The sequence below is a fragment of the Fulvivirga marina genome (assembly GCF_016775155.1).
GTDB classification, from domain to species: domain Bacteria; phylum Bacteroidota; class Bacteroidia; order Cytophagales; family Cyclobacteriaceae; genus Fulvivirga; species Fulvivirga marina.
Genome location: NZ_JAEUGD010000067.1, coordinates 363,065 through 382,933 on the forward strand (window position 1 = coordinate 363,065; position 19,869 = coordinate 382,933).

General features: G+C 39.1%; 14 protein-coding genes. 6 read left to right on the plus strand and 8 right to left on the minus strand.

Going from position 1 to position 19,869, the window contains the following annotated elements:
- Positions 1-8 precede the first annotated feature (8 nt).
- From deoC to lpdA, 6 genes are all read right to left on the minus strand, one after another.
- On the minus strand, positions 9-662 hold the full coding sequence (gene deoC, locus JMN32_RS25780) for a deoxyribose-phosphate aldolase (protein WP_202859294.1): 654 nt from the start codon (positions 660-662) through the stop codon (positions 9-11).
- Positions 663-733: 71 nt separating this feature from the next.
- Complete coding sequence (locus JMN32_RS25785; RefSeq protein WP_202859295.1) at positions 734-1,120, minus strand: hypothetical protein; 387 nt, start codon at positions 1,118-1,120, stop codon at positions 734-736.
- A 98-nt stretch (positions 1,121-1,218) separates the two neighbouring features.
- Complete coding sequence (locus tag JMN32_RS25790) at positions 1,219-1,698, minus strand: thermonuclease family protein (protein WP_202859296.1); 480 nt, start codon at positions 1,696-1,698, stop codon at positions 1,219-1,221.
- Positions 1,699-1,822: 124 nt separating this feature from the next.
- Positions 1,823-6,733 carry a tetratricopeptide repeat protein gene (locus tag JMN32_RS25795; RefSeq protein ID WP_202859297.1) on the minus strand — a complete coding sequence of 1,637 codons (4,911 nt, stop codon included), beginning with the start codon at positions 6,731-6,733 and terminating at the stop codon, positions 1,823-1,825.
- A 314-nt stretch (positions 6,734-7,047) separates the two neighbouring features.
- On the minus strand, positions 7,048-7,836 hold the full coding sequence (locus tag JMN32_RS25800) for a LamG domain-containing protein (protein ID WP_202859298.1): 789 nt from the start codon (positions 7,834-7,836) through the stop codon (positions 7,048-7,050).
- A gap of 559 nt (positions 7,837-8,395) precedes the next feature.
- Entirely contained in the window at positions 8,396-9,790 is a 1,395-nt protein-coding gene (gene lpdA / locus JMN32_RS25805) for a dihydrolipoyl dehydrogenase (RefSeq protein ID WP_202859299.1), read from the minus strand.
- Positions 9,791-10,057: 267 nt separating this feature from the next.
- On the opposite strand from lpdA, the gene JMN32_RS25810 reads away from it, so the two are divergent.
- Positions 10,058-10,393: a hypothetical protein gene (locus tag JMN32_RS25810; protein ID WP_202859300.1), complete on the plus strand. Its 336-nt coding sequence runs from the start codon at positions 10,058-10,060 to the stop codon at positions 10,391-10,393.
- Between the two features lie 146 nt (positions 10,394-10,539).
- The gene (locus tag JMN32_RS25815; protein WP_202859301.1) at positions 10,540-11,889 is read left to right on the plus strand and encodes a sigma-54-dependent transcriptional regulator; all 1,350 of its coding nucleotides are present in this window, start codon (positions 10,540-10,542) and stop codon (positions 11,887-11,889) included.
- Positions 11,890-11,901: 12 nt separating this feature from the next.
- On the opposite strand, the gene JMN32_RS25820 is transcribed toward JMN32_RS25815, so the two are convergent.
- Positions 11,902-12,588, minus strand: a complete 687-nt coding sequence (locus tag JMN32_RS25820; protein WP_202859302.1) for a response regulator — start codon at positions 12,586-12,588, stop codon at positions 11,902-11,904.
- Between the two features lie 218 nt (positions 12,589-12,806).
- On the opposite strand from JMN32_RS25820, the gene fabG reads away from it, so the two are divergent.
- From fabG to JMN32_RS25840, 4 genes are all read left to right on the plus strand, one after another.
- Positions 12,807-13,553, plus strand: coding sequence for a 3-oxoacyl-[acyl-carrier-protein] reductase (gene fabG / locus JMN32_RS25825; protein ID WP_202859303.1), 747 nt, complete (start codon positions 12,807-12,809; stop codon positions 13,551-13,553).
- A gap of 129 nt (positions 13,554-13,682) precedes the next feature.
- On the plus strand, positions 13,683-14,660 hold the full coding sequence (locus JMN32_RS25830) for a radical SAM protein (protein ID WP_202859304.1): 978 nt from the start codon (positions 13,683-13,685) through the stop codon (positions 14,658-14,660).
- 111 nt (positions 14,661-14,771) lie between these two features.
- On the plus strand, positions 14,772-15,695 hold the full coding sequence (locus tag JMN32_RS25835; protein WP_202859305.1) for a GyrI-like domain-containing protein: 924 nt from the start codon (positions 14,772-14,774) through the stop codon (positions 15,693-15,695).
- Positions 15,696-15,869: 174 nt separating this feature from the next.
- Positions 15,870-16,076 carry a hypothetical protein gene (locus JMN32_RS25840; RefSeq protein ID WP_202859306.1) on the plus strand — a complete coding sequence of 69 codons (207 nt, stop codon included), beginning with the start codon at positions 15,870-15,872 and terminating at the stop codon, positions 16,074-16,076.
- Between the two features lie 26 nt (positions 16,077-16,102).
- On the opposite strand, the gene JMN32_RS25845 is transcribed toward JMN32_RS25840, so the two are convergent.
- On the minus strand, positions 16,103-19,825 hold the full coding sequence (locus JMN32_RS25845) for a metallophosphoesterase (RefSeq protein WP_202859307.1): 3,723 nt from the start codon (positions 19,823-19,825) through the stop codon (positions 16,103-16,105).
- Positions 19,826-19,869 lie beyond the last annotated feature (44 nt).

The following is a 19,869-nucleotide window of genomic DNA, read 5'->3' on the forward strand; positions in this document are numbered from 1 at the left end:
GGCTTTATTTATTTAGCTTTAGCTAACATTTCTACTCCAGAAGATGTGCCTATTCTATCTGCTCCAGCCATAATGAGTTCAACGGCCTGCTCGTATGTTTTAATACCTCCTGAAGCCTTTATCCCAACATTAGATGGCAATACTTTGCGCATGAGCTCAATATGCTCTACTTTGGCTCCTTCTCCGGCAAATCCTGTTGACGTTTTAACAAAGTCAACCCCCGCATCAGCGCATAGCATACAGGCCTCCTCTATCTCCCTGATTGATAAATAGGCCGTTTCAATAATAACCTTTACAAGCTTATAATTATCATGAATCAGGTTGCAGCATTTGGCCAATTCAATCTTTGTCCAGGGAAGTCCGGTTTTAAATGAAGATATATTCATAACAATATCCAGCTCATCGGCACCATTATTCATGGCTAACTCTATTTCCTGAATCTTGGTTTCAGTCATATTATACCCTAACGGAAAACCAATAACGGTAACCAGTTGAATATCTTTATCTCCAATCTCCCTACTAACTTTTTTGACCCAAAAAGGAGGCACACATACACCCAAAAAGTTATGTTCAAAAGCCTGATTTACAATCACATCTACATCACCAGCTACAAAAGTTGGTTTCAGATTGGTCTGTTCAATGAATCGATTGAGGTTGTTCATTGAATCTAAGATAAGAAATACTACTGGTAAACGTGTGTACTTAACAGGTCAATGGGTCATTTTTTTGAAACTTAGTGTACAATCCCACACTCTTTGCAGAACTTTCTTTTACTAGGCTTCCTTTTTTTAGGTTTGTTCTTATGACCGAAATACGATGGATCAGAATACTGAGGTTTAATCATTTGGCGTTGTTTTTTGCGTTCGCTTTTGGCGTTGGCCTCCATACGCTTGGCAAACTCCTCCCTTTTCTCCTCAAGTGTTTTGTTATATTTACTACTAAATGACTTTTTACGCTTTTTATTACTCTTTTTTACTGGAGCCTTAACTTCCTCAGGCCTGAAAGGTTCAAATGAATTGTCAGCTTTTTGAGCTTTATTTTTGGGCTTATTAACCTTTTGAGCACTGGCATTAAATGCAATTCCAAAAAGACAAATCAAAGTAACTAACAAAAATCTCATAGCTATTTATTTCATTCAGTCTATTAACAGTAATCAACGCTCTTTATTGTGCCCAAACACTATAAATCGCTAAGCTACAAGATATTCAAAATATATTGCTACCGTCCTTTCGGGGCCATCATGGTTTGTTGTCTTCTATAGACCCAAGGTGGAGTAGGGTCGTCATGCCCCCATAATCCATTCTTACTTTCCTTTGCTGCCTGCTGCATACTTAATAGAGACAGATTATCTTCTTCTCTAGCCCAGGCCAATCCACTTTTTAACAGTTCATGATGCAACAACTTTCCATTATTCAAAACTACCTGCCCAAGCTTATTTCCCCACCTATCTTTTCCCTTCATTTCAACAACAACCCTTTTCCTAAGCACCAGTTTTTCTGTGAATTTTTTAGCCTCCTCGGCATACTCCTGACCTGGCTCAGGACAATCAACTTCGCTAAGCATTATTTTAACTACTTCCTTGTCTGGGTTAAGAAGTTCTATGGTGTTACCGTCAATAACGCGAATGACTTTTCCTGATACTTTTTCAGGTCCTGAGGGACTAAAAACAAAGAAAAATGAAATAAAAAGTTTGATCATGATAAGTGGTCTGGCTAGTAAACGTATATACGCGAAGGGGGGGCCAGGTAACAGAGTTTTTAAATAAAATGCCCAGTCAACTATCAGTTACCGGGCACACTTTAAAATCAAACTCTTTGGATCATTATTTACAATATTGACCGATAAAATATGAAGCTTTTTTGTCACCAAGTTCCACTGCTTTCCTCCAACTCTCACAAGCTTCTCCACCCCGCTCTAATTGATACAAAATATTACCTTTTACTTTATGGTAAGATGCCTCAGTACCATTTAGCTCAATTGCCTTATTAATAGCCTCCAAAGCTCCTCCCACATTGCCGGAAGACACGGTAACGTTAGCAAGATGGTAGTGTGCCCCGGCATCTTCCGGAGTAAGTTCTATAACCTTTTTGTAATCACTAATGGCTCCCTCGTAGTTTTCTGCCTCCTCTTTTAAGTATGCCCTATTGTAATATGCATCTGCATTACTCGGGTCTTTCGCTATAACATCATCGAGGTCATTAGATGCCGCACGTAGATTTCCTAAATAAAGATTGGCCCTTGCCCTATCCATATAAACCGAAGCATCCTTTTTGCCTGCATTCAATGCGTTTTGCAAATCAGATATAGCCGCCTCATAGTCTTGAGTTTCCATCAATGTTCTTGCTCGGTGCTGGTAAGTTTCTCCACTCTTGTTACCCGCTTCAATGGTTTTGTCAAAAAAGGACAGTGCTCTCACATATTCTTCCATGTGGTAATATGATTCTGCCAGATAAAAAATAGCCTCTCCATCAGGCTTTTCCTCCAGTTTTTCATATCTGGAAAGATCTTTTGCTGCAGTTTCGTACCTTTCCATTATAAAATAGACCTTACCCCTATTTTCATAAGCTCTGGAGTAGTTTCCATCAATCTCAATAGCTTTAGTATAACTCTCAATGGCCTGATCCAGGTTTTCAGATAATTGATGAGCTTTACCTTTGTTATTATAAATGATTGGATTCTTTACCCCTTTGACAATAGCCTCATCATAATCTTTAATGGCGCTTTCGTAATTTTTTAATCGAAACTTGGCGTTTCCCCGATGGAAATATGCCGAACCATAATCACTTCTGACACTTATGGCTTTATTAAGTGCAGAAATCGCCCCCTCAAAGTCATTCATCTCATAAAGTGAATGTCCGAGGTTATGAAATACTTCCGCACCAGAAGCTCCCAATTCCACAGCTTTTTTTAGATCCGTAGTTGCTGCCTGATACTTTTCAAGCTTATATTCAGCAGCCCCTTTGTTTGCATAGGTCTGTGCATCTTCCATTCCCATCTGGACGGCTTTTTCCAGGTTGGGCAGTGCTTTTTCATAGTCTCCCTTATAGTATTGAGCATTACCTACCCCATAATAAAGCAATTTATCATTTATACCTAAAGAGCGTGCCTTATCCAAGGCAGTAAGTGCCCCTTCGTAGTCTTTAGTCCGAAACTTTGATACCCCTAGATAAAGGTACTCTTCCTTACCTCCCTGGCCAGCATCTATAATTTTATTCAAATCAGCGATAGCTCCTTCATAATCTTGAGAAAGGTATTTAGCAGTACCTCTATTGAGCAGAGCCACATTATAACCTGGCTTAACCTGAAGGGCTTTATCAAAATCGCCAATAGCCTCAGACAATTTATTGATCAGCATTTTTGCTTTACCTCGGTTATTATAAACAAGCTCATCATTAGCTCCCAATGTTATAGCCTGATCGTAACTCTTGATAGCCTGACCAAATTGCTCAAGTCTGAACTGTGCGTTACCAAGGTTGTAATAAACCTCTTTATCCTTGGAGCCCTTGGATACGGATTTTTGCAAACTACCAGCAGCCTCACTATAACTCTTCAACTCATACAGTGAAATACCTATCTTCGCATACACATCAGCATTTGCTACACCTGACTTTTCCACACGACCCAAGTCATCTACTGCCCCCTGATAATTTTTTAAATTATATTTAGCAAAACCTCTTTTTTCATATATCTCATCAGATTTTTCACCCAACTCTTCTGCCATATCCAAGTAGCTGACAGTTTTCTTATAATCACCCTGATCATAACTTAACAATCCGCTATACACATATACATGAGCATCTTTTATTCCTTCCTGAATAGCCTTGTCTAGGTACTTTTGTGCATCTTGCTTATTTCCCGTTTCATAGTAGGCAAGCCCTAGCATTTTAACTACTCCTTTATTTGGCCCTGAGGCCTCTTTTGCTTTTTCCAGATCAGCAATGGCGCCAGAATAATTCTTAAGCTCAAACCTGGCCGTCCCACGATTGAGCAGACCCTTCCCATAATCAGGTTTAAGGGCTATGGCTTTATCAAAATCATCAACAGCTCCCTGATAGTTTTTGAGTAGAAGCTTAGCTTTACCTCTATTATTCAACACTATATGGTCATCAGCTTTAATGTCAACAGCTTTATCGTATGCACCAATTGCATTTTCAAATTCGTTACGAGAGTAATATATATCTCCTAATGATTTAAAAGTTTCATAATCCGCAACTCCCAGAGATTCAGCCTTTTTAAAATCGTCAAATGCACCCTGCACATTACTGATTGAATACCTTGCGGCTCCCCGATATTTATAAAGCTCATTATTTTTAATTCCGCCATCCAATGCTTTGGTGATATACTCTTCAGCTTTGCCATAGCTTGTATTTTCGTAAGCAGAAACACCTAGCATCTCATAAACTTCCGGGGTAGCGTGTCCGGCAGCTTCAGCTTTTTGTAGATAAGAATAAGCTTCTTTATTTCCCCCTGTTTCATAGAGGGCCATACCAAGCTTCAGGTTTAAGTCATCGCCTGTAGCCCCTCTCTGGATGGCTGACTTCAGTTCAGTAACTGCACCCTGAAAATCCCCACTATTGAAACGAGCAACACCTATCTTTTCATAAACAGTAGCATCAGAGCTTCCTGATTTTTTGATAGCCTCATAATCTGTAATCGCTCCCGACCAGTCCTCAGCTGCAAACTTTGCTTCAGCACGGTTTTCCAAAGCTTTACTATAATCATTCTGTAAAGCAAGTGCTTTATCAAAATCAACAATTGCTTCATTGTATTTCTTAAGGTTAAACTTGGCTTTACCTCTATTGTTAAATACTACGGCATCAGAAGCTTCTATAGCAACGGCCTTGTCATAACTGGCAATAGCATTTGCAAATTCATCTTTTTTAAATTGCAGGTTACCCAAGTAGTGGTATGCATTATAGTCTTTTATCCCTTTGGATACGGCTTGCTGTAAATCCGACAAAGCTCCATCATCATTTTTCAATTCGTACCTTGCCAAACCTCTGTACAAATAGCTGTTGTCACCGGCACTACTCTTACTTATGGCATCTGACAATGTGGATTCTGCAGCCGCATAATTTTTATTAAGAAAATATGCTTCACCTAATTTGGTAGTCAGGTCAGCTGCCTCTACACCTGCACGCTGAGCCTGCTCATAATAAAGGGCCGACTTCTTATAGTCTTCCTTGGCAAACCATGCATTCCCCAGATAATAAGTTAGCTCTTGGCTCTTGCTTCCCCGCTGGACCGCACTCTCTAAGTCCTTGATAGCTTCGTCATATTTATTTTGCTTGTAAAGGGCAATACCTCTTCTAGCAAAACTTTCATCAGTTACTTTACCCGATTTTATCAATACATCATAATCATTTACAGCTTCCTGCCATTTCTCTAGTTTAAATTGGACCTCTGCCCTGTTTTCAAGTGCCTTGTCGTAATCCGCCTTAAGTGTTAGCGCCTTATTATAATCTTTCAGTGCCTCCGCATACTTGTCAAGGTTAAATTTTGATTTACCCCGGTTGTTAAAAACGACCGGATCAGTCGCTTCAAGTTCTATAGCCTTGTCGTAGCTGACCTCAGCCAGATGGTACTCCTCTTGTTTAAACTGTAAATTACCTAGGTAGAAGAAGGCATTGTAATTCTTTTGTCCTTTATCTATAGCCTGCTTAAGATCTTGGTATGCACCATTATCATCTTTCAACTCATATCTCGCCAGCCCACGATACAGATAATTAGCAGGAGCGTTTTCACCCTTGTTAATAGCATTGTCAAAAACAGTTTCTGCCGCCGAATAATTATTGCTGAAAAAGTACGCCTGTCCAAGTTTCGTATTTAAATCACTGGCCTCTGCATTGGCCCTCTGGGCCTGCTCGTAGTATAGTGCTGCTTTTTTATAGTCTTTTTTGCCAAAAGAAATATTCCCAAGGTAATAGGTCAATTCCGGTATTTTACTACCTCTTTTAACTGCACTTTCCAGGTCCTTGGCAGCCTCATCATTGTTCTTCAGTTGATATAAGGCTATGCCTCTTCTTGCAAAGTTTTCATCGGTTACCTTACCTGATTTAATAAGTGCATCGTAATCATCTGCGGTTTCCCTCCATTTCTTCAACTCAAAATAAGCTTCGGCACGGTTCTCCAAAGCTTTATCATACTTGCTATCAACGGCAAGTGCTTTATTGTAATCCTGAACAGCTGCATCATAACTCTTCAAGGTAAATCTTGCCTTGCCTCTGTTATTAAAAAGTGTGGCATCCCGATACCCTGCACCCTCTGCTTGGTCATAGTATTTAATAGCATCTTGGTAGCTATCCATTCTATACTTGGCATTACCCAGATTAAATAAGCCTTCAGGGTTTTTAAAACCCATATTAACGGCTTTCTCCAGATCACCAGCAGCACCTTGATAGTCTTTTTGCTCATATTTTGTCAGTCCACGATACCCATATAATTCCGGGCTGTCAACACGCGCTTTAACAGCATCATCAAAGTCATCAGCAGCCTTGCTGAAATCCTTCATTTGGTAATAAGCCATACCTCGTTTCACATACACCTCATCATTACCAAATTTCGAATTGATGAGTTGCGAATAATCCAGTATAGCACTTCTAAAGTCTCCACTTTCAAGCTTTTCATTAGCTCTGGCGTAGGTCTTCTCGAGAGCCTCATCCCCCTGAGCCAACATAATAGTCGTAATCAGACAAAAAAATACCGTAGAGAGTATGTAAACATGTTTATTCATATGCTTTTCAAAAAATTGGCGGATAGTAAAGTTATTAAAATACGGCTTTAAACGATATCAATTTACAAAAATCATCATTAAAAGCATTGACTGACAGTATGGCCTTTACTCACAATAAACTCTATAATGGGCGGCATTAATCTCATTACTGTCGATCATATTGACGTGTACCTGTTCAGTTTGAAACAAAATCAGAGTTATTCAATGAATCCACCCCTGTTTCTGAAATACATTTCACTACCTTGAGATTTTATAACAAGCAAAAGGCCATTTCCCGAGGAAATGGCCTTTATGTTACAGACAATTTTATTTCCTTATTTGGTTTGAGCCGATGCTGATTTAAGATCATATAGAGCACTTACCTCTTCTGGAGTAATAACTCTGTTGAAAATGTACACTCCATCAACGGTTCCCTTCAAATCATAATCCTCTTCACACCAGTTTGAGTGACCAATATAGTTTTGATTACGCACCACATTAGCAACAGGGTGCCCATTAGCTTTCTCTGCTACCAACATACCATTTACAAAAATCTTCATTTCTCCGCTTGGACTAATGGTTGCCGCATATAACTGGGTCACCCCATCAACTATAGCATCACGAGCTATTAGCCTACCTTTCTCCCGATTAGTCAAAGAATCAGAATCAATCCAACTGGTTAATACCAAGTCAGTGGAGCGAGCCAGGCGAGATAGGGTAATATTCATCCCACCATGTTCTCCCCAGCCATTACCAAAATCAATAATTCTTTCATAATATCGAGCTTTATCCTTAAACTCTACCCAGGCAGCTATTGCAAAACCATTGCTCCAAATAGATTCAAGTGTATCTAATTTAACATAATCACCGCCGGGCATTCCGCACCCATTATTTTCATCGGTAAGATTAAATGTATACCTTGTTCCCATAATTTCAGGATCCCCAACAACATCAAATGAAATTCTAGTAGAATCAGAGGAAGTTGCAAAACTTAGTGAGGGAATCGGCGGATCAACTACTTCTTCGGGGTCAATAGATGGGTCATCTTCTTCTGAACAACCAGCAATCGCAATTGCCAGTGCCAGGTATAATATCCTGAGTACATAAATAGATGGTTTCATCATAATAACAGTTTAAGTGAGTTACAACATATACTAGACTTAAGGCAACTTTCGCACCTAAACTCACCTATTAAATTTTGAAACCTGTTTAGTTGATATAGCACTATCAACTCAATAACCCAAATCAGAGAAGATTAATTCACTTATTTTTTAATTAATTAAAAGAAAACCACTATAAGGTTAACTGATCCTTCCAATATATTACAATAAACTGAAACCTGCCTGTTAACAATGGAACAGGGCAAACCACTTTCCTTGCAAATGTTTGATTAATCAACAGTTTGGGGAATAGAATAACCTCAAAAAGGGTATGCCAAGAATATATAGGAAAATGATAGTCAACCCAAGTCAAGAACTTCTCTTTTCAACAAAGCCATGACATCCGATTCTTATAATTGCCCTTGTAAGCCTGAGATATTGGCTCTTGGTTAGCAGTTAGCTGAAAATATAAAAAAGAAAGGGACTGTATCAAAGGTCAAGTAACTTAAGCACTTGTCAATAGTCGGCAGACATGACACTTGCCCTGACCTCTGAACAGTCCCTTTCGGGTGATAGTCTTAAATTATATGTGGATCACTTCATCATAAGCCGCTGCTGCTGCTTCCATCACTGCCTCTGACATAGTAGGGTGAGGGTGTACCGCTTTTATGATTTCATGACCAGTTGTTTCCAGTTTTCTAACAGCAACGATCTCCGCTATCATTTCAGTAACGTTAGCACCGATCATATGCGCTCCAAGCAATTCACCATATTTAGCATCAAAGATAAGTTTCACAAAACCATCTTTAGCTCCAGCCGCACTAGCTTTACCTGATGCTGAGAATGGGAATTTACCTACTTTAAGTTCATAACCTGCTTCTTTTGCTGCTGCCTCCGTATATCCAACAGATGCAATTTCAGGGCTACAATAAGTACATCCGGGAATGTTGTTATAATCAAGTGGTTGAGGATTTTCTCCTGCTATTTTCTCTACGCAAATAATACCTTCTGCCGAAGCTACGTGAGCCAGTGCCGGACCGTGAACTATATCACCGATAGCATACACTCCAGGTATATTGGTCTTATAGTAATCGTCAACAATCACTTTTCCTTTATCTGTAGCTACACCTATATCTTCAAGACCAATACCTTCAAGGTTAGTAGAGATACCTACCGCCGACAGCACGACATCACAGTCAATTGTTTCATCACCTTTTTTGGTCTTCACAGTAACTTTACAGCCTGTGCCTTTGGTATCCACATTGGTAACTTCTGAGCTGGTCATCACTTTCATACCTGCTTTTTTGAAATTTCTCTCAAGTGCCTTAGAAACTTCCTCGTCTTCAACAGGAACAAGCCTTGGCATGAACTCAACAATAGTTACCTCAGTACCTATGGTATTGTAGAAGTATGCAAACTCAACGCCGATGGCTCCTGACCCCACGATAACCATTTTCTTAGGCGCTTTATCAAGAACCAGAGCTTCTCTGTAACCTATGATCTTCTTGCCGTCTATTGGCAGGTTAGGCAATTGTCTTGAACGACCACCTGTTGCAACTATAATATGATCAGCACTATAGATCTCAGTTTTTCCATCCTCAGTTGCAACTTCTATTTTCTTCCCAGCTTTTAGCTTACCAAAGCCCATAATAGCATCGATCTTGTTCTTCTTAAATAAGAACTGAATACCCTTACTCATACCTTCGGCAACTCCACGGCTTCTCTTAACCATGCCATCCAGGTCAGCCTTAGCATCTTTTACGCTAATTCCATAATCAGCAGCATGTGATATGTATTCAAAAACATTAGCACTTTTTAATAAAGCCTTGGTAGGAATACACCCCCAGTTAAGACATATTCCACCTAAAGATTCCTTTTCTACAACCCCTACTTTTAATCCCAACTGAGCAGCACGAATAGCGGCAACATAACCGCCAGGTCCACTACCTAATACTAAAAGATCATATTTCTTTGACATGTTATAATGTGTTTTAATTTCCTGTTTAATCGTGGGATTGCAAATTTAAGCGAAATGGTCTTAGAAAAAAATTTGCCTTCTGCATAGCTGGCACAATCAGCGACACATACACACATCAATTTGTAGAGAAATACAACAGTCAAACCTTATACCTACAATTAGAATTATTTTAATTCATTGATAATCAGCCAATTAAATCCTAATGGGGGTTTTGGCATAGTTCTCTCTTTTTTCATGTATAAATGATGTTTAACCAAAACGATTATAATGATGAAGATGACTAAAATATTCATAGCCGCATTTACTCTTACTTTTACTGCCCTTGTTTCTTCTTATGCAAACACCACTCAAATAAAATCAGATGATGAGATTGTTTTGAAGATGGATCCAAAAAAAACTGAAATAAGACCCTCAGAACTTCCTTCACCCGTTAAAGATGTTATTTTGAATAGCGAATTTGCTAAGTGGAACGTTGCCAAGGTTTATAAAATCACCTATTCGGAGAATAAAGAAAAGGTAGAGTATGAAGTTCATTTTTCTAATGATAAAAAGGAAAAGCAAATAAAGGTTTACAATAAAGAAGGAGCGCTGATTGATGGCTAACAGGATAGGTTAGTCTTTCAACAGCTAATAGCACTTCTTTAACTCCCGAAAGGCCCGCTTCAACAAGTGGGCCTTTATTTTTGTTAGCTTAAAGATCACATTTGCTTTAACAAAACGTTAAAGGATTAACCAAGTAAAGGATAATAATGGCGAGTATTTTAATAGTTGAAGATGATGCCTCTTTTGCAGCTATGCTAAAAGGTTTTCTAGCAAAGAATAAGTTTGAGTGCGACCATGTATCGAACGGGATAATGGCCCTAAGAAAGCTTAATGAAAAATCTTTTGACATTATACTCTCAGACCTTAAAATGCCTGACTTGGATGGCCTCGACCTCCTCAAAGAAATAAAAAAGAAAAGCCATGAATGCGCTGTCATAATTATGACCAATTATGCGCATATTAAAAGTGCTGTCAAAGCTATTAAGCTCGGTGCATTCGAATACATAGCCAAGCCAATTAACCCCGACGAGCTATTAAGTATTACCTACAAAGCACTGAACGCAAAATCGCCCAAAGAAGAGCGTCCGATACCCATAACACCTAACTTTGAGTTTGTACACGGACAAAGCCCCGACTTCCAAAGGATAATTCAACATGTAGGCTTGGTGGCCGAAACTGATATGTCAGTTCTGATACTGGGTGAAAGTGGCACAGGCAAAGAATACATTGCACGCCTGATACATCAGAAAAGCAAAAGAAAAGACAAACCTTTTGTATCAATTGATTGCGGAGCCTTGTCAGAAAATCTCGCTGCCAGTGAACTGTTTGGTCATGTAAAGGGAGCCTTCACCGGAGCAATAAACGACAAAGACGGGCAGTTTCAGCTTGCAAACGGAGGTACGCTCTTTTTAGATGAAATTGGAAATCTTTCTTATGAAGTACAGGTAAAACTGCTTCGCATATTGCAAGAAAGGAAAGTTCGCAAAGTAGGAGGCACCAAAGATTTCGACGTAGATGTCAGGCTAATTACCGCCACAAATGAAAGCCTTAGCCCTACGGCATCCTCTGATAATAACTTCAGAGAAGACCTATTTCACAGGATCAATGAATTCCAGATCAATATACCTGCATTAAGGCAAAGGAAGCAAGATATTGAAATATATGCCCAGTATTTTCTGGGAAAAGCCAATCAAGAACTTAACCGCAGTGTCAAGGGCTTTTCCAATGAAGCTATGGAGGTATTTTTGAACTACGACTGGCCTGGAAATATTCGAGAACTCAAAAACATGGTGCGCCGGTCAGTTTTACTTGAAACCGAAGAGTACCTAGGCATTGACAATTTATCAGAACTAACCTCAGTAGAAAGCCTAGCTATGACCAACAAAGAACATAGCCAGCCCAAAGATTTGAAGACACTTGCAATTCAAAATGAAAAAGCACTGATAGCTCAAACTTTAAAGGATGTAAAATTCAATAAATCAAAGGCAGCACGGATTCTGAAAATTGACCGTTCCACACTATACAATAAAATCAGGAAATATGAACTTGAAGTCTGATCAGCTCAACCATTAAAACCAAACCTGCTTACGAATACCGCTAAGCAATTTACCTGAATGATGTTCAATTTGCTGTATATCATCCAAAATCTGTTTCTTGCTCATTTCAGAAGCATACAATTCTAGTTTTTGCAAAAGTTCAATCAACGAACCCTGATCATAATACGACACCGAAGATAGCATTTTATGCGCAAGGCTTTCCACCTCCTTATTATTACCATTGCTGACCTCTCGTTTTAACATAAGAAGGTCTTTTTCATAGTTTTCAATAAAAGTACTGACATACCTCCTCAGTAGCCCCTGATCTCCGCAGGCAAATTTGAGTACTTTACTAAGATTGACCTTTACTTCTTCCTCAGGCAATAGCTGTATAACTGCTTTTATACCTTGATCACTTAAGGGCTTTTCTATTACCAGATTTGCACCCGGCACCTCAACTGCTACCCCACTTAATACCACCAAGGAGTGAGTATGAGCCATTTTTATACTCTTTATTAATTGAGCAGGATCGTGTCCATGGACATGCAAGTCTGTAACCACAATATCGCACTTGTCTTGTTCCAGGGTTTTCATCAGCTCATCAAAGGAGGAGAAAGCATCTACAGAAAAACCAGCATTTTCAAATTGTGACTTAACCATCTGGCGTGTAAACTCATCATCTTCGAGGTAGATTATCCTTTTTTTGCTGCTTGCCATCATAAAGTGTTACAAGCAAAAACCACACCTCAGTATGCAATTCCTGACTTCATTTTTGCCGGTGTTATTTCTTTTATTTTTCTTTGGATCACCAAAGGGATAAATATTTAGTAAAACCAATAAAAGCCCTCAATTTTAGAAACATATAGTTCATTACCTAAAACTTAAACATGTATTGATCTACTAGTCATGCATGCGAATCATTTAAAGTTAATTATACCATGAAATTATTAGAAGGAAAAACCGCACTTGTAACAGGAGCCTCAAAGGGTATAGGATATGCCATTGCTCATAAATATGCGGAACAGGGTGCCAATGTTGCATTCACTTACCTATCCAGTGTTGAAAAAGGACAGGCCCTTGAAAAAGAGCTTCAGGAAAAAGGTATCAAAGCAAAAGGCTACAGATCAGATGCCTCTGATTTTGCTGCAGCAGAACAACTGATTAGCGATGTGGTTAATGATTTTGGTTCTTTAGATATTCTTGTTAACAATGCTGGGATCACAAAAGACAACCTTCTGCTCAGAATCAACGAAGCTGATTGGGATGATGTGATCAACATTAACCTGAAATCTTGCTTCAATACGGTAAAAGCTGTCACCAAGACCATGATGAAGCAAAGAAGTGGTTCCATCATCAACATGACATCCGTGGTAGGATTAAAAGGTAATGCAGGACAAACCAACTACTCTGCCTCCAAAGCTGGCATAATAGGTTTTACCAAATCAGTTGCCCTTGAATTAGGGTCGAGAGGCATTAGGTCAAATGCAGTTGCCCCCGGCTTTATTGAAACTGAAATGACTGATAAATTAGATGAAAAAACTGTTCAGGGCTGGAGAGATGCCATTCCTCTTAAGCGAGGTGGAAGACCTGAAGATGTAGCTGATGCATGCGTTTATCTTGGCTCCGACATGTCATCTTACATCACCGGACAGGTGATCCAAGTTGATGGAGGTATGCTTACCTAATGATTATTCACAGAGTCGTATGGTTAACCATGCGACTCTTTACCTCAAGCAAATTTCCCTATTACGGTTACCTCAATATAACTCCCCCGGAACCATTGGCAGATGAAAAAGTAATCGTAACTTCAACAAATGCGACTCATTTCACACCCTGTATTATGCAATTACTATGTCACTTACAGGTGTAATGCGCGCTGTAGTTTTTGCGATATTTGGGAGCGCCCATCTCCATACATTGACTTACACACTGCTGAAAGGAACTTCAAAGATCTAAAAAGACTGGGGGTGAAAGTGATTGACTTCACTGGAGGTGAACCGCTACTACACAGGGAGATAGACAAACTATTGAACCTTGCTAAAGACTATGGCTTCATTACCACCCTAACGACCAATTGCCTGCTTTATCCGAAATGGGCGGAGAGACTAAAAGGGAAAGTTGACATGCTACACTTTTCACTCGACTCTCCTGTTAAAGAAAAACATAACCAGTCCAGAGGTGTAGATTGTTATGATTTTTTAGTTGAATCAATCGTCCAAGCCAAAATGCTAGGTGAAAAACCAGACATACTTTTCACCGTATTTGAAACTAATGTACACCAAATAGAGGAAGTCTACCACAAATTCTGCAAACCTAATAAACTTGTGCTCATCCTTAATCCCATCTTCGAGTACAACAACGTCGAAACAGGAGAAAAATTTTCAGTGGCAACTTTACAGCAATTAAAGGGATGGACTAAAAAGCCCGGGGTTTATCTCAATGAGGCCTTTATCCAATTAAGAAAAGATGGGGGAAACCATGTAAATAACCCTATTTGCAAGGCAGCAAGCTCCACAATAGTTATCTCGCCAAAAAATGAACTGGTGCTACCTTGCTACCATTTAGGCCTTAAGTCGCTCTCTATAAATGACAACCTCTACCAACTTTATAAATCAGGGGAGGTGCAAAACCTGATTTCACTGGAAGGCAAACACCCCCAATGTGAGGGCTGTACGATTAATTGCTATATGCAACCATCCTTTACTGTAGAACTCAATAAATATTGGTGGAAGGCCCTGCCCAGCACCATCAAATACAACCGTATGAAGGGCACATGGAAACAGTTGCTTTAGTGCTTTTCAAAAAAAGCTAATTAACTTGATTTACTACTGACATAAGGCTGTCACTACTCTCTATTTTCTTGCATATAAGAAATTAACGATCCTTTTAATATTAAACAAATAATGACAAGCCTTGTTTATCCCAAAACTCAAACTGCTGTAGTAGAGACGGTAATTTACAAAATCAAACCAGACCATTCTGACGATTTTGAAGAAGTACTTTCTATAGCCCGCTCAACAATAGAAAAGTTTCCCGGTTTTATAGAGTATAAAGCTCTGAGATCAATTAGCAGGGACCTATTATTTATTGATCTTGTAAAATGGAATTCAATAGACTTGGCCAGAAAGGCAGAGCTAGAATCTTTTATAGCTGTCTTTGATGAAATCCTCATAATGGATCATTTTGAACCATTCACAGATGACATCACTCGGCATATAAGAAAACTGGATCTATTCAGGGCAGACCCTAATTATTACCAAGCCAGCCAAGAACCTCATATCATTGAACTCAAACCATTGAAATATTTATCAATTAAAGGTATTGGCACTCCTGAAAATATGAATTTCAAAAATGCTGTAGAGGCTATTTATTCTATCTCTTACAACTTGAAGTTTACAAGTAAGTCTATAGGTAAAGACTTTGTAGTTGCTAAAATGGAGGGGCAATGGTGGGTAGAGTCAGGGGCACCCATTGCCGAGGCGCCACCTGAAGAATGGCAATGGAACATCCTGATACGTATGCCAGAGTTCATAAGTACGAATAAAGTCGATAAAGCGGTAGAAGAGGTAATTCATAAAAATAACATCTCACTGGCCAACGAGGTACAGCTCATAACACTTAATGAATCCCGAAGCGTTCAAATAATGCATACTGGCTCTTATAATGATGAAAAGTCAACTATTGATAGACTAATGAAATTTATCCGTGAACATAGTCTAAAAGTGAATGGATATCACCACGAAATTTTTGTTTCAGACCCTCGCAATACTCCAATTGAAAAGCTAAAAACGATCATACGATACCCAGTGAAGCAGGCAGTCAATTAAAGTGACACCTCGAGAGGTAACCCAAAAATCAGAATTATTTTCTTTATTTCATCGACAAATATGTTGATTCATCGACAAAAAACTCAAAATAGAGTAAAAAATTGGGTTCTTTTAAAATAACCACAAATAAAATACTGATTTAAATCGTTATCAGTTTTTAAGACAAATAAAACCATGCAAAACGAGAGAAAAGAAATCAAGTTAAAAAGAGCCCTGATACTTGGGAACTTTTACAACAAAAGCGTTCGTATCGTTAAGGTCATTAACGAAGGTTATGAAACCATTGTCGACACTGTTATAGGTTTGAAGCAAGACCTAGTTTTAACTAAAGGAGGTTTATCAATCCCCAAAGCTTCTATAAAGACCATATATCAGCTTTGACATTTAAGGCAGCCTAAAAGGCTTTCTTAAAACATAAATCCTAACCGGATATAAAAAAGAGTTTCCTCCACGGAGTGGCCCACTTCGGCAGATACAACTGCTGTGTTAAAAGGAGCAATCCAAAGTCCTCCTCCATATCCGTGATGCCATAAGTTGGAATCTTCACCGTCCAACCAAACTCTTCCTATATCGTTGAAAGCCAATATCCCCATACTGGCGGGAAATATATATGTGCGAAAAGAAAGCAGATTCCAACGCACTTCAAAATTATTAAATAGCTTACTATCACCATAAAATCGTGTTTTGCGGTATCCACGCAACTCCGACTTACCATCTAATACCTGTGCTTGATAAAATTCATAATCACCCAAATTCGTACCAACACCGAAGCGTGTAGCCATTGTAAATGAAGAAGGTAGCTTTAATGTATAGTAGAATGCAAGAGAAGAGCTAAGTGATGAAAAAGTCTTTTGCGCATGACTGATTCCGGTAAGTACTGACGCCTCATTACTCCAGAAAACCCCGGAAGTAGTTATTAGTGAACTATTGCGCTTATCAAAAGTCAGGTTTATCGCCCCTCCGGTATAGCTTTTGTAAATATCAAAGTCTATTTCACCGGTAGCATTACTATAGTCGGTAATAAAACGATCATCACCTTCAATATCCTCAATCTCAATAGCCTGGAATTTATGAGAAACAGAAAATGTTGCAAAACCTCCAATTCTCTTGTAAAGACCAATATCCGAAGACATTTCCTGAAAACGCAGTCTGTAATAGCTGATTGAACGCCCTACATTAGTTGTTTCATCAATATCCTGGTTAAATTCACTTTCATTCCCCAGACCAAAGAAGTTATTTACATAATTAGGTTGCTTCACACTGAGCTTCACGCTTAAATTCCAGTCACTGACTGCATCGATAAAATCTCCTGAATACCTAAAATCATATGATGAGGTTTTCAATGCATAACTTGCCAATAATGTATGCTTGCTCTTATATGGTTCCTTTCTAAAGCCATGAGTAGTATACATAAATCCACCTCCGACAAACAGGCCATCATCTGGGTTAAGATTTCCCGTAACCAATGGCATTAATACATCATATTTAAATTCCTTTCGATTATAATAATGCACTTTAGGGTTACTTGACAACCGCTTTTTACTTTCTGCATTAAGTTCAATATCATTACCAGTTCTGGTATCATAAAAAATATTTCTACGACCCAGGCCAGCTACATGCGACTGGTCCTTCATTATATCCTCATCTTCTCCACCTATTACTCGTACTTTAATACTTCCTTTACTATCTCCCTCAATCAAAAATTCATCTTCTCCCCCCAAACCATATAACCTCACTTCCTCTGTTTCTCCTAATTTAAAAAGTCGACTGTAGATCTTTTTCTTTTTTTCACCGTCTTTCTTCATCTTAAGAACCTCAACATGCACATCTCCATTCGCAAGCCTTTTAACATGGAAATATTCATGCTTATCACTACCAACTACATCAACTTCCCTGGCCAGGAACAGGTAGTGCTCCAAAGCATAACCCTTCAGCTTATCTCTCCTGGCTTTTATTTTAGCTACAACCTCTTTTCCGTGTAATGCATAGATTGAATCTGGCCATTGCCGTATGGCTGCCTCAATTTCAGCATCAGTCAGGTCGTTTTGAATAGCCTCAGCGGCAGCCTCCCAATCTTCTTTAGAAAGCCCTGTAAGAAATGACCTGTCAAAGTATCGTGCATTGAACATAAAACCTGAAGGCCATCTTACGTCATAATCAAAACCCTCAAGTTTTGGCAAAGCCCACCTTCTACTTACCAGGCCAGGAAGCAGGCCTTCATTTACAAAAAACACCTGATCACGGTCACGAGGAATTGGTCGATACAAATCACCTTTCTCTCCTTTTTTTTCAAATTTAGCCCAACGCCACTGGTCATCATGTCGATCCCAGTCCCCTATTACCAAATCAAAAAGACGAGATTTCAGTACAAATTGCTGATCTACTTCATTATCGTTATCATCAACCAACTTATCCAATACTTTCGAGGTACTTACAATCTTTTCAGAGTTACCAAAAAATGAAGCATCAGACCAGTCATCATCAGGCCTCTCTTCATAGAGCGCCAGAGTATTTGCAAAGGTACTTTGATAATCCCCAAACCTTGGGTCATCAGGAATATATACCAACTTGGGGTTGGTATGATAAATACCAACTGCTTCTGCAAGAGGAGGAATAACAAAGGCTCCATAAGGATGCGCTGCGGAAATCTGATCCTGCACTAAGTCAACTGCAAAAGTCTCTCGTAAGAAAGCAGGAACGGCATTCTCTGGGTACTTCTCTACAGATCTTAAAACATATTGCTTTCCGTTAGAAGCTTCAAGCCGAAGGGATTTAGTCTGCATACCCCCTCCACGCTGCACAATCTTTAGCCCTCCATGCTCACCACCAATATCAAATACAGGAACTTCAATTTTTTGCCTCCACTCAGCTCGATAGTTTGCCCCCATTAGCTTTTCTCCCAGCCCCTTTTTGACTCCGTATTGATTACTCGCACTGGCAAAAACAACACTGTCTTTAAGATCAAATTTTTGCACAAACTCCTCTGAAGTAAGCTTTGGCTGGAAGCTTTTTTTAAATAGTGTTTTTTCGAAAGACAATTTACCTGAAGCACTTTCCTTTGAGGGTTTCCAAAACTCTACACGCACCTCTCCATTCTTGTAAAAATCTAACCGGGCAAACCCATTAACAGACTCCGTATACTCTGCATAACCTTTGGTACGCACATATTCTGTTTTGCAACCGGAACCACTGACGATATAGTGTATGCTATCTTTATTGATATACTGCAAAGCATGCTCATGGCCTGAAACATGAATGAGGTTTGGATAGTTTTCAAAAATATTGACCATACTATTTCGCATGGCTTTATACTTCGGGTGCGAAATATCTTGAATATTACCGAAAACTTTGCGAAAGAAGGGGTATATAGAACCCACAACAGGCATGGGAATATATAAGGGAGAAGCCAACTCTGTGAGTGGAAAAAAATGATCTTTGACAGTGTTAAAACCCCCATGATTACCATAGGAATACATGGGGTGGTGCGTAGCGACAATGATTTTTTTCTCAGGGTTCTTTTTGATGATGTCATCCATTAATTGCATGACCTCAATCGGGTTAGCTACAGGACAATCACCCTGTAACTCATTAGGCTTATCCCACCCATGCAAAAACCACTGTGTATCTACAATAATTAACTCTACCTCTTCACTTAGAGACACGGCAACGGGACCCGGACAACCATTATCAGGAAGAAAGACATTCTCTCCACCTGACTTTCCTTCAATATAGTTCTCCTGATTTTGCACATAATCCCACCCATAACTCCTGCCCTGAGCCCAATCATGATTTCCAGGAACAAAATAATATTTACCTTTATAATCAGTAGTTAAGGATAGTTGCTTATCAATAGCATCTTCAGAAGCCGCCCTATCCGTACTGTATGCCGGAGGCATGCCCTTTGGGTATAAGTTATCTCCAAGAAATATTAAACCACTGTTTTCTCCAACTAAAGCAAGTTGTTGCTTTAAGACTTCAAAGATTTTTTGCTGCCCGGGAGTAATTTTACCCGCATCACCAATCAGAAAAACAGAATAAGAAAGTGTATCAGTAGAATTTCTTTGCCCATAAATGCCAGTGGAGAAAAATAGCACCAGGCCTAAAATCGCTAAAATCAAAAGATTCTTCATAAAATAAGGTTGAAATTAAAATTTAGCCAAAACCATTTTAACTT